The sequence below is a fragment of the Pseudomonas sp. PA-4-8C genome, from assembly GCF_021606625.1.
Taxonomy (GTDB): domain Bacteria; phylum Pseudomonadota; class Gammaproteobacteria; order Pseudomonadales; family Pseudomonadaceae; genus Aquipseudomonas; species Aquipseudomonas lactis.
Window position 1 is genome coordinate 46,595 of sequence record NZ_WKCD01000005.1, and the last position, 25,602, is coordinate 72,196.

Annotated in this window: 22 protein-coding genes; 15 read left to right on the forward strand and 7 right to left on the reverse strand. The window is 61.2% G+C overall.

Annotated features, from left to right (window positions below; translation table 11 throughout):
* Positions 1 to 2: 2 nt before the first annotated feature.
* Together GIW04_RS02160 and GIW04_RS02165 are read right to left on the reverse strand one after the other, a co-directional pair.
* Positions 3 to 1,241: a transporter associated domain-containing protein gene (locus tag GIW04_RS02160; RefSeq protein ID WP_034133592.1), complete on the reverse strand. Its 1,239-nt coding sequence runs from the start codon at positions 1,239 to 1,241 to the stop codon at positions 3 to 5.
* Positions 1,242 to 1,253: 12 nt separating this feature from the next.
* Positions 1,254 to 2,066 (reverse strand): cytochrome C assembly family protein, encoded by an 813-nt coding sequence (locus GIW04_RS02165; protein WP_003193966.1) that lies wholly within the window; start codon positions 2,064 to 2,066, stop codon positions 1,254 to 1,256.
* A 232-nt stretch (positions 2,067 to 2,298) separates the two neighbouring features.
* On the opposite strand from GIW04_RS02165, the gene ffh reads away from it, so the two are divergent.
* From ffh to GIW04_RS02195, 6 genes are all read left to right on the forward strand, one after another.
* The gene (gene ffh / locus GIW04_RS02170; protein ID WP_003193965.1) at positions 2,299 to 3,675 is read left to right on the forward strand and encodes a signal recognition particle protein; all 1,377 of its coding nucleotides are present in this window, start codon (positions 2,299 to 2,301) and stop codon (positions 3,673 to 3,675) included.
* Between the two features lie 251 nt (positions 3,676 to 3,926).
* Entirely contained in the window at positions 3,927 to 4,178 is a 252-nt protein-coding gene (gene rpsP / locus GIW04_RS02175; RefSeq protein WP_003175899.1) for a 30S ribosomal protein S16, read from the forward strand.
* Positions 4,179 to 4,183: 5 nt separating this feature from the next.
* On the forward strand, positions 4,184 to 4,720 hold the full coding sequence (gene rimM, locus GIW04_RS02180; RefSeq protein WP_003175898.1) for a ribosome maturation factor RimM: 537 nt from the start codon (positions 4,184 to 4,186) through the stop codon (positions 4,718 to 4,720).
* Positions 4,702 to 5,475 (forward strand): tRNA (guanosine(37)-N1)-methyltransferase TrmD, encoded by a 774-nt coding sequence (gene trmD, locus GIW04_RS02185; RefSeq protein ID WP_153475158.1) that lies wholly within the window; start codon positions 4,702 to 4,704, stop codon positions 5,473 to 5,475. The genes rimM and trmD overlap by 19 nt, the downstream gene beginning before the upstream one ends.
* Before the next feature lie 45 nt (positions 5,476 to 5,520).
* Positions 5,521 to 5,871, forward strand: coding sequence for a 50S ribosomal protein L19 (gene rplS, locus GIW04_RS02190; RefSeq protein WP_003175895.1), 351 nt, complete (start codon positions 5,521 to 5,523; stop codon positions 5,869 to 5,871).
* Between the two features lie 81 nt (positions 5,872 to 5,952).
* Positions 5,953 to 6,366 carry an acyl-CoA thioesterase gene (locus tag GIW04_RS02195; RefSeq protein WP_003193963.1) on the forward strand — a complete coding sequence of 138 codons (414 nt, stop codon included), beginning with the start codon at positions 5,953 to 5,955 and terminating at the stop codon, positions 6,364 to 6,366.
* Here the strand turns inward: GIW04_RS02195 and GIW04_RS02200 are convergent, their stop codons facing one another.
* Complete coding sequence (locus GIW04_RS02200; RefSeq protein WP_014719784.1) at positions 6,367 to 8,175, reverse strand: cation:proton antiporter; 1,809 nt, start codon at positions 8,173 to 8,175, stop codon at positions 6,367 to 6,369.
* Positions 8,176 to 8,282: 107 nt separating this feature from the next.
* Here GIW04_RS02200 and xerD point away from each other — a divergent pair, with 107 nt between their 5' ends.
* From xerD to GIW04_RS02235, 6 genes are all read left to right on the forward strand, one after another.
* Positions 8,283 to 9,179 (forward strand): site-specific tyrosine recombinase XerD, encoded by an 897-nt coding sequence (gene xerD, locus GIW04_RS02205; protein WP_003193961.1) that lies wholly within the window; start codon positions 8,283 to 8,285, stop codon positions 9,177 to 9,179.
* Between the two features lie 148 nt (positions 9,180 to 9,327).
* Entirely contained in the window at positions 9,328 to 10,059 is a 732-nt protein-coding gene (locus tag GIW04_RS02210) for a thioredoxin fold domain-containing protein (protein ID WP_003193960.1), read from the forward strand.
* Positions 10,060 to 10,187: 128 nt separating this feature from the next.
* On the forward strand, positions 10,188 to 11,492 hold the full coding sequence (locus GIW04_RS02215; protein ID WP_003193959.1) for a homoserine dehydrogenase: 1,305 nt from the start codon (positions 10,188 to 10,190) through the stop codon (positions 11,490 to 11,492).
* Between the two features lie 67 nt (positions 11,493 to 11,559).
* Positions 11,560 to 12,969: a threonine synthase gene (gene thrC, locus GIW04_RS02220; protein WP_003193958.1), complete on the forward strand. Its 1,410-nt coding sequence runs from the start codon at positions 11,560 to 11,562 to the stop codon at positions 12,967 to 12,969.
* A 189-nt stretch (positions 12,970 to 13,158) separates the two neighbouring features.
* Entirely contained in the window at positions 13,159 to 16,731 is a 3,573-nt protein-coding gene (locus GIW04_RS02225) for an ATP-binding protein (RefSeq protein ID WP_094774563.1), read from the forward strand.
* 190 nt (positions 16,732 to 16,921) lie between these two features.
* Positions 16,922 to 18,166: an EAL domain-containing response regulator gene (locus GIW04_RS02235; protein WP_120248575.1), complete on the forward strand. Its 1,245-nt coding sequence runs from the start codon at positions 16,922 to 16,924 to the stop codon at positions 18,164 to 18,166.
* Here the strand turns inward: GIW04_RS02235 and GIW04_RS02240 are convergent.
* Entirely contained in the window at positions 18,135 to 18,797 is a 663-nt protein-coding gene (locus tag GIW04_RS02240; RefSeq protein ID WP_057710505.1) for a response regulator transcription factor, read from the reverse strand. The two genes, GIW04_RS02235 and GIW04_RS02240, sit on opposite strands and share 32 nt — an antisense overlap.
* A gap of 207 nt (positions 18,798 to 19,004) precedes the next feature.
* Here GIW04_RS02240 and GIW04_RS02245 point away from each other — a divergent pair, with 207 nt between their 5' ends.
* Positions 19,005 to 19,289: a DUF3509 domain-containing protein gene (locus tag GIW04_RS02245; RefSeq protein ID WP_020301357.1), complete on the forward strand. Its 285-nt coding sequence runs from the start codon at positions 19,005 to 19,007 to the stop codon at positions 19,287 to 19,289.
* Positions 19,290 to 19,459: 170 nt separating this feature from the next.
* Here the strand turns inward: GIW04_RS02245 and GIW04_RS02250 are convergent, their stop codons facing one another.
* A complete protein-coding gene (locus tag GIW04_RS02250; RefSeq protein WP_003193953.1) occupies positions 19,460 to 20,659 on the reverse strand; it encodes a CaiB/BaiF CoA transferase family protein in 1,200 nt (399 codons plus the stop codon).
* A 137-nt stretch (positions 20,660 to 20,796) separates the two neighbouring features.
* On the opposite strand from GIW04_RS02250, the gene GIW04_RS02255 reads away from it, so the two are divergent.
* Positions 20,797 to 21,339: a YaeQ family protein gene (locus GIW04_RS02255; protein ID WP_120248576.1), complete on the forward strand. Its 543-nt coding sequence runs from the start codon at positions 20,797 to 20,799 to the stop codon at positions 21,337 to 21,339.
* A gap of 149 nt (positions 21,340 to 21,488) precedes the next feature.
* Positions 21,489 to 23,198 carry a single-stranded-DNA-specific exonuclease RecJ gene (gene recJ, locus GIW04_RS02260; protein WP_003193951.1) on the forward strand — a complete coding sequence of 570 codons (1,710 nt, stop codon included), beginning with the start codon at positions 21,489 to 21,491 and terminating at the stop codon, positions 23,196 to 23,198.
* A 135-nt stretch (positions 23,199 to 23,333) separates the two neighbouring features.
* On the opposite strand, the gene GIW04_RS02265 is transcribed toward recJ, so the two are convergent.
* The gene (locus GIW04_RS02265) at positions 23,334 to 24,614 is read right to left on the reverse strand and encodes a virulence factor family protein (RefSeq protein WP_034133587.1); all 1,281 of its coding nucleotides are present in this window, start codon (positions 24,612 to 24,614) and stop codon (positions 23,334 to 23,336) included.
* On the reverse strand, positions 24,614 to 25,602 hold a 989-nt coding region (locus GIW04_RS02270), incomplete at its 5' end, for a phosphatidylglycerol lysyltransferase domain-containing protein (RefSeq protein WP_236478926.1). The genes GIW04_RS02265 and GIW04_RS02270, both read right to left, overlap by 1 nt.

The following is a 25,602-nucleotide window of genomic DNA, read 5'->3' on the forward strand; positions in this document are numbered from 1 at the left end:
GGTCAGGCGGCCACCGGCACATGGCTGGTATGCCAGATCAACACCTTGCTCACCCGGTTGTCCTCGGTCTCGAGGATTTCCAGGCGATAACGGCCGACTTTCAGGCACACCGCGCAATCGGGGATGGTCTCCAGCGCCTCGGTCACCAGGCCGTTGAGGGTCTTGGGACCGTCGCTGGGCAGGTGCCAGCCCAGGCTTTTGTTCAGTTCGCGGATCGAGGCGGCGCCATCGATGATGTAGCGACCATCGGGCTGGGCTTCGATATGCGGGTTATCCACAGCCTGATCGCTTTCGAATTCGCCGACGATCTCTTCCAGAATATCTTCCAGGGTGACGATGCCCAACACTTCACCGTACTCGTCCACCACCATGCCCAGGCGCCGCTGCTGCTTGTGGAAGTTCAGCAGTTGCAGCTGCAACGGCGTGCTTTCCGGCACGAAGTAAGGCTCGTGGCAGGCGGCGAGCAGGGCCTCTTTGGTCAGGCTGGCGTCAGGCAGCAGGTGTTGGACCTGCCGGGTATTGAGCACGGCCTGCACCTGGTTGATGTCGCTGTGGAACACCGGCAAACGGGTGCGTGGTGAGGTGCGCAACTGTTCGATAATGTCCTCTATCGGCTCATCGAGGTTGATGCCGTCCACTTCGCTGCGCGGCACCAGAATGTCGTTGACCGTGATGTTGTCCAGGGCATGGATACCGGGCAGGCCGGGAGTGCGGTCGGCGTCGGTGTCGGGCTCTGGGTCGTCATCATGGTCGGGCAGGGGCTCGTCGCTGTTTTTCACCACGCCGGATTTGCGTGCAAACGGGCGCAATAACAGCAGGCTGATGCCATTGAGCAGCCAGGCCAGGGGGTAGAGGATTTTCAGCGGCACGCCCAGCAATGTATTGCCAAAGCCCAGCACTGCTTGCGGGTGACGGGTGGCCAGGGTGCGAGGCAGGTAGTCGGCCAGCACCAGCAGCCCTGCGCAGGAAATCAGCCAGCCCAGCCAGGGCCCGTTCTCTGCCCAGGCATAGATCGCCAGCAGGGTGCAGAGAATCACCACGGCGGCGCGGCACAGGCTGTTGCACAGGATCAGGCTATGGCGCGGGAAGCTCAGGCGTGCGGCCGCCTTGTCGCCCTGGCGGGTGCCGGGGCGCAGGGCCAACAGATGCTGTTGTGCGGCTTCGATGGCGGTAAACAGTGCTGCCCATAGAATAAGCAGGGCAATTACAGCGAGCATCGGCCCTAAGGGCAAGTTGTCCATGATCACTGCTCGTCAGATATGCAGGATGTATTCGCGAACCAGCTTGCTGCCGAAATAGGCCAGCATCAACAGGCAGAAACCGGCCAGGGTCCAGCGGATGGCCTTGTGCCCCCGCCAGCCGAGGCGGTTGCGCCCCCACAGCAGCACGCTGAACACCACCCACGCCAGGCACGCCAGCAAGGTTTTATGCACCAGGTGTTGGGCAAACAGGTTCTCGACGAACAGCCAGCCGGAGATCAGCGACAGCGACAGCAGAGTCCAGCCGGCCCACAGGAACCCGAACAGCAGGCTTTCCATGGTTTGCAGCGGCGGGAAGTTCTTGATCAGCCCGGAGGGGTGCTTGTGCTTGAGCTGGTGATCCTGCAGCAGCAGGAGCAGGGCCTGGAACACCGCGATGGTGAACATGCCGTAGGCAAGGATCGACAGCAGGATGTGGGCGAGGATGCCCGGCTCCTCGTCGATCACCTGTACGGTGCCGGTGGGGGTGAACTGCGCCAGCAGCACCGTGAGCATTCCCAGGGGGAATAGCAGCACCAGCAGGTTCTCCACCGGAATCCGGTAGCAGGCCAGCAGCGTCAGCGCGATGACGGCCGCGGCGATCAGGCTGGCGGCGCTGAAAAAGTCCAGGCCCAGGCCAACCGGGGTCATCAGGTGGGTGAACAGGCTGGCGGCATGGGCCAGCAGGGCCAGCACGCCAAGGCCGACGAGCAGACGTTTGTCCGCTTTGGCGCCTTGGGCCAGACGAGTGCCCTGATAGAGGGTCGCAGCGGCATACAAAATGGCGGCGGCGAGGCTGGGTAGCAAACTGGGTGACAAAGGGAGCATAAATCCTGGTAGGCAAGCCCGAAAGGCGTTGAGTTTGGCACACACCTGCGTTGCACGAAAGACTCCCGCGCCAGACAGCGGGTGTGCATGGGCGCAGTCTTCGCTATAATCCGCGACCTGCCCACGCCGCAGGCTCGGCGAACGCTGTTTTTAATAGCGCTTTCCCCCAGCCTGGGCCGCCATTACCTCGGTCTACCTGCATTTCGATGAGTAGGGCCTGAAAGGATCGCGCATGTTTGAAAACTTGACTGACCGTCTCTCGCAGACGCTGCGCCACGTTACCGGCAAGGCCAAGCTGACCGAGGACAATATTAAAGACACCCTGCGTGAAGTGCGCATGGCGTTGCTGGAAGCCGACGTGGCTTTGCCGGTGGTGAAGGACTTCGTCAACTCGGTCAAGGAACGTGCGGTCGGCACCGAAGTGTCCCGCAGCCTGACCCCGGGCCAGGCCTTTGTGAAGATCGTCCAGGCCGAACTCGAAAGCCTGATGGGCGCGGCCAACGAAGATCTGAACCTCAGCGCCGTGCCGCCAGCCGTCGTGCTGATGGCGGGCCTGCAAGGTGCGGGTAAAACCACCACCGCCGGCAAACTGGCGCGCTTCCTTAAAGAGCGCAAGAAGAAATCCGTGATGGTGGTGTCGGCCGACGTGTACCGTCCGGCGGCCATCAAGCAGTTAGAAATGCTCGCGGGCGAAGTGGGCGTGACCTTCTTCCCGTCCGACCTGAGCCAGAAGCCGGTCGACATCGCCAACGCCGCTATTAAAGAAGCCAAGCTGAAGTTCATCGACGTGGTTATCGTCGATACCGCCGGTCGCCTGCACATCGACGAAGAGATGATGGGCGAGATCAAGGCGCTGCATGCCGCGATCAACCCGGTCGAGACCCTGTTCGTGGTCGACGCCATGACCGGCCAGGATGCGGCCAACACCGCCAAGGCCTTTGGTGACGCACTGCCGCTGACCGGCGTGATCCTCACCAAGGTCGACGGCGACGCCCGTGGCGGTGCCGCGCTGTCGGTACGTGCCATTACTGGCAAGCCGATCAAGTTCATCGGTATGGGCGAGAAGAGCGAAGCGCTCGAGCCGTTCCACCCTGAGCGTATCGCCTCGCGCATTCTCGGCATGGGTGACGTACTCAGCCTGATCGAGCAGGCCGAAGCCACGCTCGACAAGGACAAGGCCGACAAACTGGCCAAGAAGCTGAAGAAGGGCAAGGGCTTCGACCTCGAAGACTTCCGCGACCAGCTGCAACAGATGAAGAACATGGGCGGCCTCGGCGGCCTGATGGACAAGCTGCCCAACATCGGCGGTGTGAACCTGGCGCAAATGGGCAACGCCCAGGGTGCGGCAGAGAAGCAGTTCAAGCAGATGGAAGCCATCATCAACTCCATGACCCCGGCCGAGCGCCGCGACCCTGAGCTGATCAGTGGTTCGCGCAAACGCCGGATCGCCATGGGCTCCGGCACCCAGGTGCAGGACATCGGTCGCTTGATCAAGCAGCACAAGCAGATGCAGAAGATGATGAAGAAATTCTCCGCCAAGGGCGGTATGGCCAAGATGATGCGCGGCATGGGCGGTATGTTGCCCGGCGGCGGCATGCCGAAAATGTAAAGTATTCGAGCGCAAGCCTTGCTTGCGCTCAGCCCCACAGGGATGTGGGATCTCCAGCAAACCCGCCGTTGGCGGGCGCTGACTCGCCGTTTTAACCGACGGCTCTATAGCAGATCTGAATGGCACGCTGATAGGCGCCAGAAAAAGACATTTGCAAAAGTCCGGATATTCCTTAGAATATGCGGCCTTTCGGGCACCTATGCCCGCTGTGCATTTAGATTTGCAGCACCGACTACAGGAACGATGTTCACATGCTAACAATCCGTCTTGCCCTTGGCGGCTCCAAAAAGCGCCCGTTTTACCACTTGACCGTAACCGACAGCCGCAACCCGCGTGACGGTTCGCACAAGGAACAGGTTGGTTTCTTCAACCCTGTTGCTCGTGGTCAAGAAGTTCGTCTGTCCGTGAACCAAGAGCGCGTAGCCTACTGGCTGAGCGTTGGCGCACAGCCATCCGAGCGCGTTGCAAAACTGTTGAAGGACTCGGCTAAGGCCGCAGCCTGAGCAATATGAACGCGACGCCAGCTGTTGCTGATGATTTGATCGTTATCGGCAAGATTTACTCTGTTCATGGCGTTCGCGGCGAAGTGAAGGTGTATTCCTTTACTGATCCGACTGAAAACCTGTTGCAGTACAAAACCTGGACGCTCAAGCGCGAAGGGAGTGTGAAGCAGGTTGAGCTGGTCAGTGGACGCGGGAGCGACAAGTTCCTGGTCGCAAAGCTCAAGGGTCTTGATGACCGTGAAGAAGCTCGTCTTCTGGCCGGTTATGAGATCTGCGTGCCGCGCAACCTGTTCCCTGAATTGACCGACGGCGAGTACTACTGGTACCAGCTGGAAGGTCTGAAGGTTATTGATCAACTCGGGCAATTGCTGGGGAAAATCGATCATCTTCTGGAAACCGGCGCCAATGATGTAATGGTGGTCAAGCCTTGCGCTGGCAGCCTGGATGACCGTGAACGCCTGTTGCCCTATACCGAGCAATGCGTGTTGGCCGTCGACCTGGCAGCGGGCGAGATGAAGGTGGAATGGGACGCGGACTTCTAAGCGTGGCTAATTTGCGCATTGAAGTGATCAGTTTGTTTCCCGAGATGTTTTCCGCCATCAGCGAGTACGGCATCACCAGTCGGGCGGTGAAACAGGGGCTGTTGCAGCTCACCTGTTGGAACCCGCGAGACTACACGACGGATCGACATCACACTGTGGACGATCGCCCATTTGGCGGTGGCCCGGGCATGGTGATGAAGATCAAGCCCCTGGAAGATGCGTTGGTTCAGGCCAAGGCAGCCGCCGGGGAGAAGGCGAAGGTAATTTACCTGTCCCCTCAAGGCCGTCAGCTGAAACAGGCGGCGGTACGCGAACTGGCGAATGAGGAAAGTTTGATCCTGATTGCCGGTCGCTATGAAGGCATTGACGAGCGTTTTATTGAAGCTCATGTCGATGAAGAGTGGTCGATTGGGGACTATGTCCTGTCTGGCGGCGAGCTGCCGGCGATGGTCCTGATAGATGCGGTTACACGACTGCTGCCCGGAGCTTTAGGGCATGCGGACTCCGCGGAGGAAGATTCCTTCACGGATGGTTTGCTGGATTGCCCGCACTACACCCGTCCGGAGGTGTATGTGGATCAGCGTGTTCCCGACGTATTGCTAAGTGGCAATCACGCACACATCCGGCGTTGGCGTTTACAGCAGTCCCTTGGTCGGACCTATGAACGACGCGCCGATCTTCTGGAAAGCCGCTCGCTTTCTGGAGAAGAGAAGAAGCTGCTCGAGGAATACATCCTCGCGCGGGACGATAGTTAACAACGTATCGATGGTAGGTCCATTGACTTACCTTAGGAGCACAGCATGACTAACAAAATCATCCTTGCACTCGAAGCAGAGCAGATGACCAAAGAGATCCCTACCTTTGCCCCGGGCGACACCATTGTCGTTCAGGTGAAAGTGAAGGAAGGCGACCGTTCGCGTCTGCAAGCGTTCGAAGGCGTGGTAATCGCCAAGCGTAACCGTGGTGTGAACAGTGCTTTCACTGTTCGTAAAATCTCCAACGGTGTTGGCGTAGAGCGTACTTTCCAGACCTACAGCCCGCAAATCGACAGCATGGCCGTTAAGCGTCGCGGTGACGTACGTAAAGCCAAGCTGTACTACCTGCGTGACCTGTCCGGTAAAGCAGCTCGCATCAAGGAAAAACTGGCTTAAGTCCAGCTTCCCGATGCAGAAAAAAGCAGCCTACGGGCTGCTTTTTTGTGCCTGAAATTTGCCTATCTGTTGGTATTGACCATGACCACCCGCCTCGAAGAAATCCAGCGCCGCACCGATCTGTCGGTCACTCACGTGACCAAGGCCGTGTTCCCGCCCACCACTAACCACCACAACACCCTGTTCGGCGGCACCGCCCTGGCATGGATGGACGAAGTGTCGTTCATCACCGCCACGCGTTTCTGCCGCTTACCTTTGGTGACGGTCTCCACTGACCGTATCGACTTCAACCACGCGATCCCGGCTGGCTCTATCGTTGAGCTGATCGGTCGGGTGATTAAGGTTGGCAACACCAGCCTCAAGGTCGAGGTTGAAGTGTTCGTCGAGAGCATGAGCGCTGATGGCCGTGAAAAAGCGATCCAGGGCGTGTTCAGCTTCGTCGCGATTGACGCAGATAAACGCCCTGTCCCGGTACTGCCAGGCTTTGTTGACTGATTACTCGGCGGTGCTGGCCTGCGGTTGAATGACCGCCAGCAAGGTCCAGCCCGCTACAGGCTTCAAGTTGCTCTCGGGCGAGACCACGTGTACCCAGCCGCTGGTGTCCCTGGCAAACAGCAAGGTGGCGCGCTCGCCGTGCAACGCCTGGTACTGCTCCCACCCAAAGCCGTCGGTGAGGCTGGTGCTGTACAACTCGGCGCCTTGGCCCAGCAGGCTGGCCAATTTGGTGTAGCTCAAGGGTTGGCTGCCCAGCAAGTGTCCGCGGTGTTCATGGCTGGCCTTGTGCTTGTCGGTGCGACGGTTTTCCTGGCTGCTGGCCAGGGCGAACAGGCGATGGCCGAAATCATGGCGAAAACGCATGGTGGCCAAGGCATTCAGTTCGCCAGAAGGCGAGAGCGCGAGCAGATGCCCCAGGCCGACCAGGTCCAGATGGGACTCGGCATGCTGGGAGGCCGGGTTACCGAAGTACGTAGGCAAGCCTTCCATACGACTGGCGCGGATGTTTTCCCAGCTTGAGTCGGTCAGCAGTACGCGGCTGCCCAACTGCTGCAACGCCTTGCCGAGCGCCCGCGCCGGGCCGTTCGCACCCACGATCAGGAAGCCGCTGGGTGCCGGCTCAGCGACTTTGAGCAGGCGGGCCAAGGGGCGTGCCGTAGCGCTTTGCAGCACCACGGTGCCGATGATCACTGCGAAGGTCAGCGGCACCAGCAACAACGCACCTTCGTGGCCGGCCTCATCCAGGCGGATCGCAAAGATCGCTGACACCGCCGCCGCCACAATGCCCCGTGGGGCGATCCAGGCCAGCAGCGCGCGCTCGCGCCAGTTCAGCCCGGAGCCAAAGGTCGAAAGCGCCACGTTCAACGGGCGAGCAATGAATTGGATGATCAACAGCAGGATCAACACAAACGGGCCCAGGGCGATCATGGCGTTCAGGTCCAGGCGTGCCGCCAGCAGAATGAACAGCCCGGAAATCAGCAACACACTGAGGTTTTCCTTGAAGTGCAGGATGTGCCGTACATCCACGCCTTTCATGTTCGCCATCCACATGCCCATCAGCGTGACCGCCAGCAGGCCGGACTCATGCATCACCTGGTTGGAGGCGATGAAGATGCCCAGTACACCGGCCAGCGTCGCCAGGTTATGCAGGTATTCCGGCAACCACTGGCGGCGCATGATCTGCCCCAGCACCCAGCCACCGGCGATGCCGAACAGGCTGCCGCAGAGGATGACGCCGCCGAAGGTCAGCAGGCTGTGGCTCAGGCCGTCGCCTGATGCGCTGGCGATGATGAAGCTATACACCACTACCGCCAGCAGTGCGCCAATCGGATCGATGACGATGCCTTCCCAACGCAGGATATTGGCGATGGAGGCTTTGGGGCGTACCACACGCAACATGGGCACGATCACCGTCGGGCCGGTGACCAGTGTCAGGGTGCCGAACAGCAGCGCCAGCATCCAGTCAAAACCCAGCAGCCAGTGGGTGGCCAGGGTGATCACTGCCCAGGTTGACAGGGCGCCAACCGTGACCAGGCGATGCACCACGCTGCCGATTTCCTTCCATTCCGACAGGTGCAGGGTCAGGCTGCCCTCAAACAGGATCAGCGCCACGGCCAGGGACACCAACGGCATCAACAGTGGGCCGAACATTTCCTGCGGGTCGAGCCATCCGAGTATCGGCCCTGCCAGAATCCCGCTCAGGAGAAGAAACAGAATCGCTGGCAGTTTAAGGCGCCAGGCCAGCCACTGGCAGCCGAGTGCGGCCACGCCAATGCCGCCAAAAGCCAACAAAATCTGTTGTTCGTTCATTAAAGCTTCCTGTTCCTTGAATTAGCGGGCTATGAAAGACTAATGGCTCTTGCCACAGTTCACTAAATAATTCGCGTATTGCCTTGTGCTAAGTCGCTTGAGTGCCCATGCCAGCCATTGACCATCCCCTGATCGACCGCTTCCTCGACGCCCTTTGGTTAGAAAAAGGCCTCTCGGACAACACACGCCAGGCGTACCGCAGCGACCTGGCGCTGTTCAACGGCTGGCTGCAGGAGAAAAATCTTGAACTGATCAATGCCGGGCGCGAGCTGATCCTCGATCACCTGGCCTGGCGCCTGGAGCAGAACTACAAACCACGCTCCACCGCGCGATTTCTCTCCGGTGTACGTGGCTTTTATCGCTACCTGCTGCGGGAAAAACTCATCGCCGTCGACCCGACCCTGCAAATCGACATGCCGCAACTCGGCAGGCCGTTGCCCAAGTCCTTGTCGGAAGCCGACGTCGATGCCTTGCTCGCGGCCCCGGACCTGAGCGAGGCCATCGGCCAGCGCGACCGCGCCATGCTTGAGGTTCTGTATGCCTGCGGCCTGCGCGTGACCGAACTGATCAGCCTGACCCTGGAGCAGGTCAACCTGCGCCAGGGCGTGTTGCGCGTGATGGGCAAGGGCAGCAAGGAGCGGCTGGTGCCCATGGGCGAGGAGGCGATTGTGTGGGTCGAGCGCTACATGCGCGATGCGCGCCACGAACTGCTCGGTGGGCGCCCCAGCGACGTGCTGTTCCCCAGCCTGCGCGGGGAGCAGATGACCCGCCAGACCTTCTGGCACCGCATCAAGCACCAGGCCAAAGTGGCCGGGATCGGCAAGGCGCTGTCACCCCACACCCTGCGCCATGCGTTCGCCACCCACTTGCTCAACCACGGCGCGGATTTGCGCGTGGTGCAAATGCTGCTTGGGCACAGCGACTTATCCACAACCCAGATCTACACCCATGTGGCGCGCGCACGTTTGCAGGACATGCACGCCAAGCACCACCCACGCGGATAAAACCGTCAGAAATGGCCCATTTTACCTGTCGCGGGCTGCCCTCCCGCCCAACTGTGGTAGGCTTTGCCGGTTCGCAAAGGGGACGGCATCCATTGTGGTCCAGATCAGTATTCTGCTCCCGTCCCTGCCTCTGCCTTCAGGAGTTCCCATGCGCTTGACCCAGATTATTGCCGCCGCAGCCATTGCGTTGGTTTCCACCTTTGCGCTCGCCGATGATGCGGCCGAGCAGACCATCCGCAAGAGCCTGGCCAACCTGGCGCTCGACACGCCTATCGAAAGCATCAGCGCCAGCCCCATGGCCGGCCTGTACGAAGTCAAGCTCAAGGGCAGCCGCGTGCTGTACGCCAGTGCCGATGGCCAGTACATCGTCCAGGGCTACCTGTTCCAGCTCAAGGACGGCAAGCCGGTCAACCTGACCGAGAAGGCCGAGCGCCTGGGCGTGTCCAAGCTGATCAACGGCATTCCGGTGGCTGAAACCGTGGTTTACCCCGCTATTGGCGAAACCAAGACCCACATCACCGTGTTCACCGACACCACGTGCCCGTACTGCCACAAGCTGCACGCTGAAATCCCGGCGCTGAACAAGCTGGGCGTGGAAGTGCGCTACGTTGCCTTCCCGCGCCAGGGCCTGGGTTCGCCGGGTGACGAGCAGTTGCAGGCGGTGTGGTGCTCGGCCGACAAGAAAGCGGCCATGGACAAGATGGTCGATGGCAAGGAAATCAAGTCGGCCAAATGCGCCAACCCGGTTTCCAAGCAGTTCGCCCTGGGCCAGTCCATTGGTGTGAACGGTACACCGGCCATCGTTTTGGCCGACGGCCAGGTGATTCCGGGCTACCAGCCGGCGCCGCAAGTTGCCAAACTGGCACTGGGTGCCAAGTAAGCATTTATCGTTGAGCCTTTGACGATCATGGCCCGCCGAACCGTCGGTGGGTCATTAATTGAGAGCCGCAGTTGTGCGGCTGTTTTCACGGCCGACCTAGCGTCGGCCGTTTCATGGGGAGTTCTTCAGTGAAACCGGTCAAAGTAGGCATCTGTGGGTTAGGGACCGTCGGTGGCGGTACCTTCAACGTACTTCAGCGTAACGCTGAAGAAATTTCCCGCCGCGCAGGTCGCGGGATTGAAGTGGCGCAGATTGCCACGCGTTCGCCAAAGCCTCAGTTCGAAACGACCGGTATTGCGATTACCAACGATGTGTTCGCCGTGGCCACCAACCCTGAGATCGATATCGTTATCGAGCTGGTGGGCGGCTACACCGTGGCCCGCGAACTGGTGCTCAAGGCCATCGAGAACGGTAAGCACGTGGTCACCGCCAACAAGGCGCTGATCGCCGTGCACGGCAACGAGATCTTCGCCAAGGCCCGCGAGAAGGGCGTTATCGTGGCGTTCGAAGCCGCGGTGGCCGGTGGTATCCCGGTGATCAAGGCGATCCGTGAAGGCCTGTCCGCCAACCGCATCAACTGGGTGGCCGGCATCATCAACGGCACCGGTAACTTCATCCTCACCGAAATGCGCGAGAAGGGCCGTACCTTCGAAGACGTGCTGGCCGAAGCCCAGGCCCTGGGTTACGCCGAAGCCGACCCGACCTTCGACGTGGAAGGTATCGACGCGGCCCACAAGCTGACCATCCTGGCGTCCATTGCCTTTGGTATCCCGCTGCAGTTCGACAAGGCCTACACCGAAGGCATCACCAAGCTGACCACCGCCGACGTCAACTACGCCGAAGCCCTGGGCTACCGTATCAAACACCTGGGCGTGGCGCGCAGCACCCCAGCCGGTATCGAGTTGCGGGTTCACCCGACGCTGATCCCGGCCGACCGCCTGATCGCCAACGTCAACGGCGTGATGAACGCGGTGATGGTCAACGGCGACGCCGCCGGTTCCACCCTGTTCTACGGCGCTGGTGCCGGCATGGAGCCAACCGCGTCGTCGGTGATCGCCGACCTGGTGGATGTGGTTCGCGCCATGACCAGCGACCCGGAAAACCGCGTGCCGCACCTGGCCTTCCAGCCGGACTCGCTGTCGGCTCACCCGATCCTGCCGATCGAAGCCTGCGAAAGTGCCTACTACCTGCGCATCCAGGCCCAGGACCATCCAGGCGTGTTGGCCCAGGTGGCCAGCATCCTGTCGGAGCGCGGTATCAATATCGAGTCGATCATGCAGAAGGAAGTCGAGGAGCAAAACGGCCAGGTGCCGATGATCCTGCTGACCCACCGCGTGCTCGAACAGCACATCAACGATGCCATCCATGCCCTGGAAGCCTTGCAAGGCGTAGTGGGCCCAGTGGTGCGGATTCGCGTCGAACACTTGAACTAACCGATTTGTTCCAGGGGCCCCGTCCATTCGGCGGCCCCTGTTCGAGAATGTTTTAGAGGAGCCAGTCATGCGTTATATCAGCACCCGCGGCCAGGCACCGGCCCTGAATTTCGAAGACGTTCTGCTGGCAGGCCTTGCCACCGACGGCGGCCTGTATGTGCCGGAAAACCTGCCACGCTTCACCCAGGAAGAAATCGCTTCCTGGGCCGGCCTGCCGTATCACGAGCTGGCTTTCCGCGTGATGCGCCCGTTCGTGACCGGTAGCATTCCGGATGCGGACTTCAAGAAGATTCTGGAAGAAACCTATGGCGTGTTTTCCCACAACGCCATCGCGCCCCTGCGCCAACTGAACGGCAATGAGTGGGTACTGGAGCTGTTCCACGGCCCGACCCTGGCGTTCAAGGACTTCGCCCTGCAACTGCTGGGTCGCCTGCTCGACTACGTGCTGGAAAAACGCGGCGAGCGCGTGGTGATCATCGGCGCCACCTCCGGCGATACCGGCTCGGCGGCCATCGAAGGGTGCAAGCACTGCGAGAATGTCGACATCTTCATCCTGCACCCGCACAAGCGTGTGTCCGAAGTGCAGCGTCGCCAGATGACTACCATCTTCGGTGAGAACATCCACAACATCGCCATCGAAGGCAACTTCGACGACTGCCAGGAAATGGTCAAGAACAGCTTCGCTGACCAGAGCTTCCTCAAGGGCACGCGCCTGGTGGCGGTGAACTCGATCAACTGGGCGCGGATCATGGCCCAGATCGTCTACTACTTCCACGCCTCGCTGCAGTTGGGCGGCCCGGCGCGTTCGGTGTCGTTCTCGGTGCCGACCGGCAACTTCGGCGATATTTTCGCCGGTTACCTGGCGCGCAACATGGGCCTGCCGATCAACCAGTTGATCGTCGCCACCAACCGCAACGACATCCTGCATCGCTTCATGAGCGGCAACCAGTACGTGAAGGAAACCCTGCACGCCACGCTGTCGCCGTCCATGGACATCATGGTGTCGTCGAACTTCGAACGCCTGCTGTTCGACATGCACGGTCGCAACGGCGCAGCCCTGGCCGAACTGATGAACAGCTTCAAGCAAGGTGGCGGCTTCAGCGTCGAGCAAGAGCGCTGGACCGAAACCCGCAAGCTGTTCGATTCCCTGGCCGTGGACGACGCGCAGACCTGCGAAACCATCGCGCAAGTCTACGCCGAGACCGGCGAAGTGCTCGACCCGCACACGGCCATCGGCGTGAAAGCCGCCCGCGAGTGCCGCCGCAGCCTGGATATTCCAATGGTGATCCTCGGTACCGCGCACCCGGTCAAGTTCCCGGAAGCGGTGGAGAAGGCCGGCATTGGCAAGGCCCTGGAGTTGCCGGAGCATTTGACCGACCTGTTCGAGCGCGAAGAGCGCTGCACCGTGTTGGCCAATGACCTGAAGGCGGTGCAGGCGTTCGTCAGCCAGCACGGCAATCGGGGCAAGCCGCTCTGATCGACAGGGCTGCCTGACGGCCGAGGGGCATCTTTGTGCTGCCCCACATTCAAGCTGATTTCATCCACCCAAGACATGGTGGGGCAACAGTCAGCTTTTTTTGCAGTCGGCCAAGCCCGTCCTCGTGACGGGCTTTTTCATTCTGGCGAGCCATACTTGCCCATTCGCCCAATCAAGGAAACCCAACCGGTGCAGGTGTTGATCCAATGGACGTTGAAGCTGGTGTGCCTGTTGTGGCTCACCCAGGTACCCATGAGCCTGGCCGCTGTCAGCCTGCCGTTCAAACTGGTGCCGGCGTTTATCGCGCTTGAACCTATGCCCCTGGCGCCGACCGAGCAGCAGTGGTTGGCGGCGCATCGGACATTGAAGGTGGGCATCTCGATCGATGACTACCAGCCGATCGACATCACCCGCGACCGCAATCGCTACCAAGGCATCAGCGCCGATTACTTGAGCCTGGTCGGCGCGCGGCTGGGTGTGCCCATGCAAGTGCTGGGCTTCTCCGAGCGCGCCCAGGCGGTTGAAGCGCTGCGCAATGGCACCATCGATATTCTCACCAGTGCCAATGGCTACGAGCGAGATGTACCCGGCCTGCAGTTCACCCCGGACTACATGCCCGACCGTTCAGTGGTGGTGCTGCGCCGCGACGATACCCAAGGCGACGATCTGGCCGGCAAGAAGCTGGTATTACTCGACGGCTACGCCAACGTGCAGAAGGTTCACGCCGCCTACCCCGACAGCCACATCATGCTCGCGCCCAACCTCTACAGCGGCCTCGAAGCCCTGAAGCAAGGCGATGTCGATGCGTTTATCGGCAATGAAGTGATTGTGCGCGCCTATAAATCGCTGCGGCCTTATCTGGGGTTGCAGATCAAGGAGCAAAGCCGGCTGGCGCCCATCGGTTTTGCCTTCGCCACCCGACAGGCCGATCCGTTGTTGGGGGCGATGATGAACCGCGCGCTGGCAAGCCTCGACGAGTCGGTGCAGCGCGAAATCCTCGCACGCTGGACCACCGGGCTCGGTGTCGGCATCAGTGGTGAGCGCATTGCGTTGTCGACATCGGAACGGGCCTGGGTGCGCGAGCATCCCCATGTCGTGGTGGTAGCCCAGCAAATGTCGCCTTATATCTTCAGGGACCAGGACGGCCACTGGGTTGGCTTGAATGTCGACCTGTTGAATCGCATCTCGCGCATGACCGGTTTGCAGTTCATTTATGAAGAGGTGGGTTCTACCGCACAAACCCTGGAATGGCTGGAAACCGGCCGGGCGCAGATGAACACCACCCTGGCGGTGAATCAGGAGCGCAGTGCGCTGCTCAACTTCAGCCATGGTTTTGGCGGCTCCGGCTGGGTGTTTATCGAACGTGCCGATGCCGCGCCCCTGACGGGTTTGAACCAGTTGGACGGCAAGGTGCTGGCATTGCCGGCACGCCACGTCATGGAGAGCCAGATTCGCCATGACCACCCGCGCATCAAGTTGCGCCTGGTGGACAATTACACCCAGGCCCGTGAGTTGGTACGACGGGGCGAGGCCGCCGCCACGATACAGACTGAAGTGGAAGTGCAGAGTTATGCGCAGGAAGGCTTGCGTATGGGCCGCAGTGTCGACGGCCAGTGGTCGTCCAACTGCCTGTCGGTGCGCAAGGACCAGCCTGAATTGCTGAACATTCTGAACAAAGCCCTGGAGGCGTTGCCGGTGGCTGAGTTGAGTGCCTTGCGCCTGCGTTGGATCGGTGCCGTGACGATTCCCCCGCCCGTCTGGCAGCGTGTACCGCCCTGGGCCTATTGGACGATGGCCACGGCGCTGCTGTTTGTGTTGGTGTCGTTGGTGTGGAACAGCCGGCTCAAGCGCCAGATCCGCCAACGGCTGGAGGCCGAGCAACGGCTCAATGACCAGCTGGCGTTCAAGCGCGCATTGCTCGACGGTATGCCTAACCCGCTCTTTGTCCGCGACCTGGATGGGCGGCTGGTAACCTGCAACAAAAGCTATGAACAGCAATTGGCAACCCGGCTGGAGCTGATCCAGGGCCTGACGCTGATGGAAAGCAAGGTCGTGCCCGACGCCACGGCGGCGCGCCTGCACGAAGGGCACATGGAGCAGTTGGCCACGCAGCAGCCGTTGTTTGTCGACCGGCAATTGGAGCTCAATGGCGGTACTTATCACGTCTACCAGTGGACCGTGCCCTTTTTCGACGCTCAGGGCCGCTTGCAGGGGTTGTTGGGCGGCTGGATCGACATCAACGAACGCAAAGACCTGGAGCGCCAGCTGATGGACGCCCGCCAGGCAGCCGATGAGGCGAACTACGCCAAAAGTGCATTTCTCTCGGCCTTGAGCCATGAGATTCGCACCCCCATGACCGCCATCATTGGCTTGCTCGAACTGGAGCAAGAGCGTTGCCTGGCAAGCGGCCAGCCGGTTTCCGAGGCGCTGCAAGTGGCCCATCGTTCGGCGCGCGAGCTGATTGCGCTGATGGGCGACAGCCTGGACTTGGCCAAGATCGAGGCCGGTCACCTGCAACTGGCGCCACAGACCACCGAGCTCAAGAGTTTTTTCGAGGGTATCCAGAGCCTGTTCGAAGCCACGGCGCAAAAGAAGGGCCTGCATCTGACCCTGGCGTTTGATCCGGCTGCTCAGGGCTATTACTGGTTCGACCCGCTGCGGTTACGCCAGGTGATGCACAACCTGTTGGGCAATGCGCTCAAATTCACCGAGCGGGGCGGGGTTCACCTCAGCGTGACTTGCCAGCGGGATGAGCGCGATAGTGAATACCTGCACCTGTGCGTCAAGGACAGCGGCCCGGGCATCAGCGCCGAGCAACAGCCGCGGGTGTTCAAGCCATTTACCCAGGTAAGCGCCTTGACCGCCGCGCAACACGGCGGCACTGGCCTGGGCCTGAGTATCTGCAAGCAACTGGTGGAATTGATGGGCGGGAGCATTTACCTCGACAGTGTGGTGGGCGAGGGGACGGTGGTGTGCATTGACCTGCGCCTGGACCGGGTCAGCACCGATGATGTGCCGGCAATGCCTACCGCGACGTTGTCACCGACGGGGCGTAGCCTGTCGGTGCTGGTGGTGGACGATTTGGCGGCCAACCGCCTGGTGCTGGCGCAGCAGTTGCAGTTCCTCGGTCACCAGGTGGTCGCCCTGGAGTCGGCCGAGGCCGCGTTGCAACGCTGGCGTGAGCAGCGTTTTGACGTGCTGGTCACCGATTGCCAGATGCCCGGCATGTCCGGCTATGCCTTGAGTGCGGCGATCCGACGCCTCGAAGCCGAGGAGCAACGGCCTCGTCTTGCGCTGATCGGTTGCACCGCGAACGCTATGAAAGATGAACAACGCCGCTGCGAGGACGCCGGTATGGATGAACTGCTGGTCAAGCCCGTGACTCTGGAACACTGGACCCAAGTGCTGGCCCGCGTGGCGCCCCTGCGTTCGTTCGATATCCAGGCCCTGCGCACCATGACCCAGGCCGACGGGCCGGTGCTACAGAGCATGTTGCAGGAACTGGCCAAGAGCCTGGACCACGAACACGAGGTATTGGCGGGTGCCCTGGCCGAGCGCGACGTGGCACGCTTGAATGCATCGCTGCACCGGCTCAAGGGCATTTGCTCGCTGGTGGACGCACTGCCACTCGCCAAGGCCTGCGTCGCCCTTGAGCAGTGCGCCCGTGAACAGCGCGGCGCCGAGCTTGAAGCACCCTGGTTGCGCTTGTCCGAGGTGCTCAAGGCGTTTCGTCGCGACCTGCAACCCTATCTGGATGCCTGACACATTGTAGGAGCGAGCTTGCTCGCGAAAAACTCACAGGCGCCGCGTTTACCCAGGAAGCCCGCGTTATCGTTGACGTTTTTCGCGAGCAAGCTCGCTCCTACAGACCACATTTAGGACACGTCCTATGGGGCACACCGCAGCATATGACTACTGTGCAGGACTTTCCCTGTACCGACACCACTTACCCATGCGATCCCTGAACGTCCTGATCCTCGAAGACAACCCGTTTCAACTGATGGCCCTGCACCAGATGCTCAATGCCAACGGCGTGTTCAATGTACGCGCCGCGGAAACGGTCGAAATCGCCCGCCAATCCCTGGACAGCAAAGGCCCGGTGGATATCGCCATCTGCGATCTGTACCTGGAGCAGGGCGATGGCCTGGCGTTGATCCGTGAGTTGGCGGAACGCCGCCTGGCCCAAGTATTGATCCTGCTCAGCAACGCCGAGCCCGACGTTCTGGAAGGTGTGGCGAACATGGCCCGCCAATTGGGGCTCAAGGTCTTGGCGTGCTTGCCCAAGCCGGCTTCGGCCAAGCTGATCGGGCAAGTACTGAGCGACTGTCAGGAGCACTTGCGTCCAGGGCCAGCGGTGCTGTCCTGGGAGCGCGTCCGTCAACTGCTGAGCTTGAGCGAGCAGGAACAACTGCCGCCCTCGGCGGATGTCAGCCAGGCGACTATCGCAGCCTGTGGCAGGGTCTGGTACCAGCCCATCGTCAGTCAGGCCGGTGTGTTGCAAGGGGTGGAGGCGCTGGCGCGTTGGCAGTTGCAGGACGGTGAGCTATTGCTGCCTGACGAGTTCCTGCCGGTGTTGGAGTTTGCCGGCATGGAAGAGGCGTTTACCTGGCATGTGCTGGAGCAGGCGCTTGGCCTGGCCAACCAGGTGATGGGCGAAAGCGGCCAAGTGCTGCCGGTGGCCGTGAATATTCCCGGGCGCATGCTGGAGCGTGAGCACTTCCCCCAGGTGCTGCAAGGTTTGCTGCAACTTCATGGTGTGCCCGCCCATAGCCTGACCCTGGAGTTGGTGGAAACCTCGACGCTGAAAACCGACAGCGCCCATGTCACCGGGTTGCTGCGCTTGCGCATGTTGGGTTGCCAGTTGTCCATCGGCGACTTCGGCATGGGCGGCACCAGCCTGCAGCATTTGCTGGAACTGCCTTTTACCGAGCTGAAAATCCCCCCGGCGTTTGCCTGTGGGATGGCCAATGATGACCGTAAGGCCGCGGTGGTGGCGGGCGCCATGAGCATGGCGGCGCGCCTGGACGTTGCGGTAGTGGTCACCGGCGTGGAAACCGCCGCCGACTATCACGCCGTGGGCGAACTGGGCGCGGCGTGGCTGCAAGGCTGCTTTATCGCGCGGCCGATGGAGGCCGCGGCGCTCAAGCAATGGATCGCATTTCAGGCTAGGCCAGCCCGTGTTCCTGCACGTAAATAAACAGGGCGGCATCATTGACCAGCCCGAGCTTGCGCATGGCGCTGACTTTTTGCGCGCTGACGGTCTGCTTGCTGCGGTGCAGGTGCGCGGCGATCTCGCCCACCGTCATGCCACCGGCCAACAGGCGAATCACCTCCAGCTCCCGGGGTGACAGGTGCTCCTGGGAATGCAGTCGATCAGCGCCGACTTCCCCGGCCAGGCTCAGCGCCTGGCGGATGGTTTGGGCCACGTAGGTGCGTTGCTGGCGCACCTGGCGGATCGCCTGGGGCAGCTCATCGGCCAGGCTGGCCTTGCTCAGCAGGCCCATCACACCCAATGCCAGGATGGAATGAAACAACCCGGCATTGTTGAGCATGGTCACCACCACAATGGGCAGGTGCGGATAGTGCCGGCGCAGTTGCTCGATCAAGCGCAACCCGTCGGCCTGGGGCTCGACGGGCATCATGAAGTCGGTCACCACCACATCGCAGGTACTGTGTTGCAACAACGCACTGAGGGCCTGGGGGGAATTGGCCTCGCCGACGATGCTGATGTGCGGGTCACGTTCGAGCACGGCGCGCAGGCCAATCAGGAAAATCGGGTGATCGTCGGCAATCACGATACGCAAGGGCGGTTCAGACGCGGCTCTCAAGGCAGGCTCCCGGGATAATCCAGGGATTCTAGCCTGTGCGCCGTTGTTTTTTCTCTGTCATCTTTTCCGTGCATGCTCGTTTTCCTCAAGCAGTGGATTACACAAAAGGTAGAACTTTCTGCTTTGAGCACGGGTCACTTGAATGTCAGCCTCTTCGTGACATTTTTGTTTTTCGAACCTTTTTCGAATGATTGAGTGGTGATCGAGATGGAAAGTATCAACCTATTGCTCAGCCAAGCACTGAGCCCTTATCAGGTTACGCTGACCTCTGCCGGTATGCGCGACGACTGCCTGGTAACCGTGAAGAACCCCGGTGGCGCCATCGTGGTTGAACGTGAAGTCGATCGTGCGCAATTGAGCGATAAGCGCGCGCTGGTGGATGTGGTGGATTGCCTGCTTCGCGACCTGAAAATCGCCGAAGGGCGCCTGGAACCTTCAGTCATCGCTGCCTTGCGCAACGCCTCACAAACCCGTGGCGGCGCACTGGCATGAAACATTATTTTTCTTCGGAACCTTCCTACACGGTGGTCAGTCAGAGTTTGTAACAGCAAGAGCAGGCATTGTGCTCCGGTGTCTGTAGCTTGCTGTACTGGTCTTTGTAGGCCACGTTTAACCCCGAGTTGTCTCCCCACTGCTCGGGGTTTCTTTTTGCCTGCAATTTGTCAGATTGCGCCATCCTTGCGCAGGCGAGTGATAGCCGCCGCGTCATAGCCCAGGGCATTGAGCACCACGCTGTTGTGTTCACCCAATTGCGGGCCGACCCATTCGCAACTGCCCGGTGTGTCCGAGAGCTTGGGCACGATGCCGGGCATCTTGAAGTCCTTGCCGCCCGGCAACTGCGCCTTGAGGAACATTTCCCGGGCCAGGAATTGCGGGTCACCCAGCATGTCTTCGGCGCTGTAGATACGGCTGGCGGGCACCTCGGCTTTATTCAGTTGCTCAATCACCTGGTCGAGCGACAGCGAATTGACCCAGCGATCAATCACGCCGTACAGCTCGTCGCGGCGAGTGTCACGCCCGTCATTGCTGGCCAGTGCAGGGTCGTTCGCCAAGTCGTCACGGCCGATCACCTGCATGAAGCGCTTGAAGATCGCATCGCCATTGGCGCCGATTTGCACATGCTTGCCGTCTGCGGTGGTGTGGATCGAGGACGGGGTGATGCCGGGCATGATGTTGCCGGTGCGCTCACGGATAAACCCGAACACATCGAACTCGGGGATCATGCTTTCCATCATGGCGAAGATGGCTTCGTACAGCGCCACATCCACCACTTGGCCCAGACCGCCGTTGACCTCGCGGTGACGCAGTGCCATCAGCGCGCCGATCACCGCCCACAACGCGGCAATCGAGTCGCCGATGGAAATCCCGGTGCGCACTGGCGGGCGGTCTTCGAAGCCGGTGATATAGCGCAAGCCGCCCATGGACTCGCCCACCGCGCCAAACCCCGGCTGGTCCTTCATCGGCCCCGTCTGGCCGAAGCCCGAGAGGCGTACCATCACCAGCTTGGGGTTGAGGGCGTGCAGGGTTTCCCAACTCAGGCCGAGTTTCTCCAGCACGCCTGGGCGGAAGTTTTCGATCAGAATGTCGGCGTCGGCCAACAGTTGCTTGAGAATCGCCAGGCCCTCAGGGTGCTTGAGGTTGAGGGTCAGCGACTGCTTGTTGCGGGCCTGCACGAACCACCACAGCGAAGTGCCTTCATACAGCTTGCGCCATTTGCGCAGCGGGTCGCCGCCGTCCGGGGATTCGACCTTGATCACTTCGGCGCCGAATTCGGCGCAGATGCGTGAGGCAAACGGGCCGGCGATCAGAGTGCCCAGTTCGATGACTTTCAGGCCGGCAAGTGGTTTGGCATTAAGCGACATGGGGATCCTTACAAGCGCGGGACGATGATGTACTGCTTTTTAACATAGGCGAGCTGCGTGGATGCAGCGCAGTATTCGTTCAATGCCCTCGCCATCGGTTAGACTGGCCGCCTTTCCTTGTCTTTAGAAGCCCGTTCATGGCCCAGCCGTCCACGACCTACAAATTCGAACTCAACCTCACCGACCTCGACCGCTCGGTGTATGAGAGCGTCAAACAGACCATCGCCCGCCACCCTTCGGAAACCGAAGAGCGCATGACCGTGCGCCTGCTGGCCTACGCCCTCTGGTACAACGAGCAATTGGCGTTCGGGCGTGGCCTGTCGGATGTGGACGAACCAGCCCTGTGGGAAAAGAGCCTGGATGATCGGGTTTTGCACTGGATCGAAGTCGGCCAGCCGGATGCCGACCGCCTGACCTGGTGCTCGCGCCGCACCGAACGCACCAGCCTGCTGGCCTATGGCAGCCTGCGCGTGTGGGAAGCCAAGGTGGTGCCGGTGGCCAACAACCTGAAAAACGTACATATCGCTGCCGTGCCCCAGGAAGTGTTGGAGACCCTGGCCAAGGACATGCCCCGCGTCATCAAGTGGGACGTGATGATCAGCGAAGGCACGATCTTTGTGACCGATGACCGTGGCCAGCATGAAGTGCAACTGCAATGGCTGGTCGGCGAGCGCGGTTAAACCTTGGCTGAACCCGGCTTCCTGTAGGAGCGAGCTTGCTCGCGAAAAACTCCAGGGCACCACGATCACCCAGGCACACGCGTCATCGTTAACCACCTTCGCGAGCAAGCTCGCTCCTACAATGATTAAAGAGAAGTTATCACCACCGTATGCGTATCGATCCCCGCCCACTGCCCGCCGTCCTGCCTTTTCTCGGTGAACTGCCGCCGCTGTTGACCCGCCTTTACGCCGCACGCGGGGTGCAATCGGAAGCCGAGCTGGACAAGAGCCTGGCGCGGTTGATTCCCTATCAGCAGCTCAAGGGTATCGACGCCGCGGTGGACTTGCTGGTGACGGCCCTGGAGCAGCGCCAGCGCATCCTGATCGTCGGTGACTTCGACGCCGATGGCGCCACGGCGAGCACCGTGGGCACTCTGGGCTTGCGTTTGCTCGGCGCGGCCCATGTCGACTACCTGGTGCCCAACCGCTTCGAATACGGCTATGGCCTGACCCCGGAAATCGTCGCGGTGGCCCTGCAGCGCGAGCCGCAGTTGCTGATCACCGTGGACAACGGCATCTCCAGCGTCGAAGGCGTGGCGGCGGCGAAGGCGGCGGGGTTGCAGGTGCTGGTCACCGACCACCACTTGCCCGGTGATGAACTGCCGGCCGCCGACGCCATCGTCAATCCGAACCAGCCGGGCTGTGGGTTCCCCAGCAAGGCCCTGGCCGGGGTCGGCGTGATCTTTTACGTGTTGATGGCCCTGCGTGCGCGGTTGCGCAGCCTGGGTTGGTATGACAACAAGCCCCAGCCGAACATCGGTGAACTGCTTGACCTGGTGGCCCTGGGCAGCGTCGCTGACGTGGTGCCGCTGGACGCCAACAACCGCATCCTCGTGCACCAGGGCCTGGAGCGTATTCGGGCCGGTCGGGCACGGCCGGGGATCAAGGCGATTCTGGAAGTGGCCAAGCGTGATCATGCGCGTATCACCTCCACCGACCTGGGTTTTATCCTCGGCCCGCGCCTGAATGCCGCCGGACGCCTGGATGACATGAGCCTGGGCATCGAATGCCTGCTCACCACCGACTTCGCCGCCGCACGGGAAATGGCCGCGCAACTGGACGGCATGAACCAGGACCGTAAATCCATCGAGCAAGGCATGCAGCGCGAGGCCCTGGCCCAGCTCAAGGACTTGCCGGTGGAGTCGATGCCGTACGGCTTGTGCCTGTTCGACCCGGAGTGGCACCAGGGGGTGATCGGCATCCTCGCGTCACGCATGAAGGAGCGTTATTTCCGCCCGACCATCGCCTTCGCCGATGCCGGCGATGGCCTGCTCAAGGGCTCTGGACGCTCGGTGCAGGGCTTTCATATCCGCGATGCGCTGGCAGTCGTCGCCAGCCAGCATCCCAACCTGATCACCAAATACGGTGGCCACGCCATGGCGGCGGGGCTGACCTTGCCTGAAGCCAACTTCCCGTTGTTCGCCGAAGCCTTTGATGCCGAAGTGCGTCGGCAACTGCGCGAAGAAGACCTCACCGGCCGCCTGCTTTCAGACGGTACCCTGGCGGTGGAAGAGTTTCACCTGGAACTGGCCCGCGCCCTGCGCCATGCCGGCCCGTGGGGGCAGCACTTTCCCGAGCCGTTGTTTCACGGGGTATTTCAGTTGGTGGAGCAGCGGGTGGTGGGCGAGCGGCATTTGAAAGTGGTGCTCAAGAGCGAATGCGGGTCGGTGAAGCTCGATGGCATTGCCTTTGGTGTGGACCGCGAAGTGTGGCCAAACCCGACCGTGCGGTGGGTGGAGTTGGCCTACAAACTGGATGTGAATGAGTTTCGTGGCAATGAGACGGTGCAACTGATGATTGCGCACATCGAACCGCGCTAGTTTTCATCAACACCACGTACCACTGTGGGAGCGGGCTTGCCCGCGATGGCGGACTGTCAGTCAACGCTACTGTAACTGAGCCCGCGCTATCGCGGGCAAGCCCGCTCCCACATTGGGTCTTGGATTAAGCTGGAATTATTCGGCTTTGGCCTGATGCTTGACAATAATCTCCACCAAGCGCTTGGCCAGCGCCGGGTAGTTCTCATCGAAGTGATGCCCGCCCGGCAGCTTCATGGCTTCGCCCACGGCGGTCTTGTCGGTGCAGCCACTCTCGTCGACTTCTTCGGCACCGTAGATGCACACGACTTTTTCAGGCGGCAGCTTGGCCATTTCCGGGCCGGTGGCGGCTTCTTTGCCGGCGTTGCCCAGCCAGCCTTCCACTTCGATTTCAAAGCTGCCGGTGCGGGCGAAGGCCAGCAGGATGATCGCGTCTACCCGTTGCTGTTCGTTCTCTGGCATACGGTTGTAGATCGCCGGCAGTACGTCGGCGCCGAACGAGTAACCGGTCAGCACGAAGCGCTTGGTGCCCCATTTCTGCCGGTAGTGTTGCATCAGCTCGGTGAGGTCCTTGGCGCTTTGCTCGGGGCTCTTGTGCTGCCAGTAATAGCGCAGGGTGTCGATGCCCACCACCGGGTAGCCGATCTTCGCCATCTCGCCCGCCACGTCGCGGTCCAGGTCGCGCCAGCCGCCGTCACCGGAGAGGAACAGGGTCACGGTGTCCTTGGCTTGGCCGGCAGGCACTTCCACCACCGGAATCGCCAGGCCGCCGTTGTCCGAACCGACCAGTTGCTTGCGCAGTTCGTTGTTCAGCACCTGTGGGTAATGAATGTCGTAGTCGCTGATGCTGGTCGTAGCGCGTGGTGTGTCACGTACGAAACTGGCGCTCTCATCGTCGGGGTTATCGTTCCACGCCACCAGCCAGTTGCCATGGGCGGCGGTTTTCGGCAGCGGGTCGTTGCAGCCTTCCTGTTTCAGGGCGAAGCCCACAGAGATGGCGTTGGCCTTGTCGTCGTTCTGGGTGGCCAGCCAGCGCCAGGCGAGTGCGGCGCCAGGGCCGATGCCGCTGACCAGGGTCGCCGGGCCTTTGAGCTGGGCCAGGGCGCCTTGCAGGGCTTTTTCCTGCAATGCGCAGTCATCTTTGGGCAGCACCACCTGAACCAGTTGCGCAGCACCGCCCTGGCTCAGGGCCATCAGTTGGCTGTCGGTCAGGGTTTCGTCGGCCATCACCGCCACGGCCACGCGGGCTTTTGCGTTGCTGGCCGGGGTCACGCGGGTCATTACCGAACCGTCGGCCTGGGGCAAGTGCTCCAGGGTCGGCTGCGGGGCAGGGCGGTTCCAGTACCAGAAGCCACCCGCCGCGATCAGCGCAAGCAGCACCACTAAAGCCAATACATACCGCCAGGAGCGTCGAATCATCAGCGTTTCACCAATCCAGTCAAGCCGCCCGCGATCAGGGCGGCGGTATCGGCCAATGCCACCAGCGGATCCAGTCCTGCGGGCACAGCCATGTAACGGGGTTCCCAGTCGGGCTGGAACTTGTCTTTGAAGCGGCGCAAACCTTGGAAGTTATACAGTTGCTCGCCACGGCGGAACACCATCGAACCCAGGCGTTGGGTCAGCGGTGCGCCACGGCGCGGTTGCAAGCCCGACAACGGCACCATGCCGAGGCTGAAGCGCGCGTAGTCGTGGCTCTTATAATGTTGAATCAGGCCCACCATCATGAATTCCATGGTCAACTTGGGCGCGTCCGGGTGGGCACGCATCAGGTCGAGGCTGGCCAGGTCATGGTTGTAGGTTTCGAGCAGGTTGGCGAAGGCCACCGGGCGCCCTTCGAAGCGAATGATCGCGATACGAAAGTGCTTGAGGTAATCATCGCTGAAACGGCCCAGGGAGAAGCCCTTTTCCCGCACATTCTTACCTGTAAGCCAGGCATCGGAGATGACTTTTAATTCATCCATTGGCGCCTTGCCCGGTTCGCAGATCTCCAGGGACAGCCCGTCCCGGGTGCCACGGTTCCAGGTGTAGCGCAAATCCTTCATTTCTTTGCCCTTGGCTTCCAGGTCAAAGCGTTTCAGGTCGACGCGGGCTTCTTCACCCAGCTTGATCGCGGTGAGGCCGATGTCCATGTAGTACGGCAGGTTCTCGGCGCGTACCTGGTAGAACACCGGTCGGGCGTGGTGGATGTCGCACAGGTCGCGGAACTGCCAGATCATCTCGGCGCGCGGCTGGGTCGGGCCGATCGGGTCGTACAGGGCCACCAGGCTACGCCCGCGACGGGCATACATCAGGAAGGCTTCATCGTTGGGGTGAAACAGCAGCGCCTTGTCGCCGGTGAGCGCCAGGCCGCCGTCGGGTTGGGACGAGGCCATCAGGATCTTGCTGGCGCGCTCCAGTTCTTCCGGGG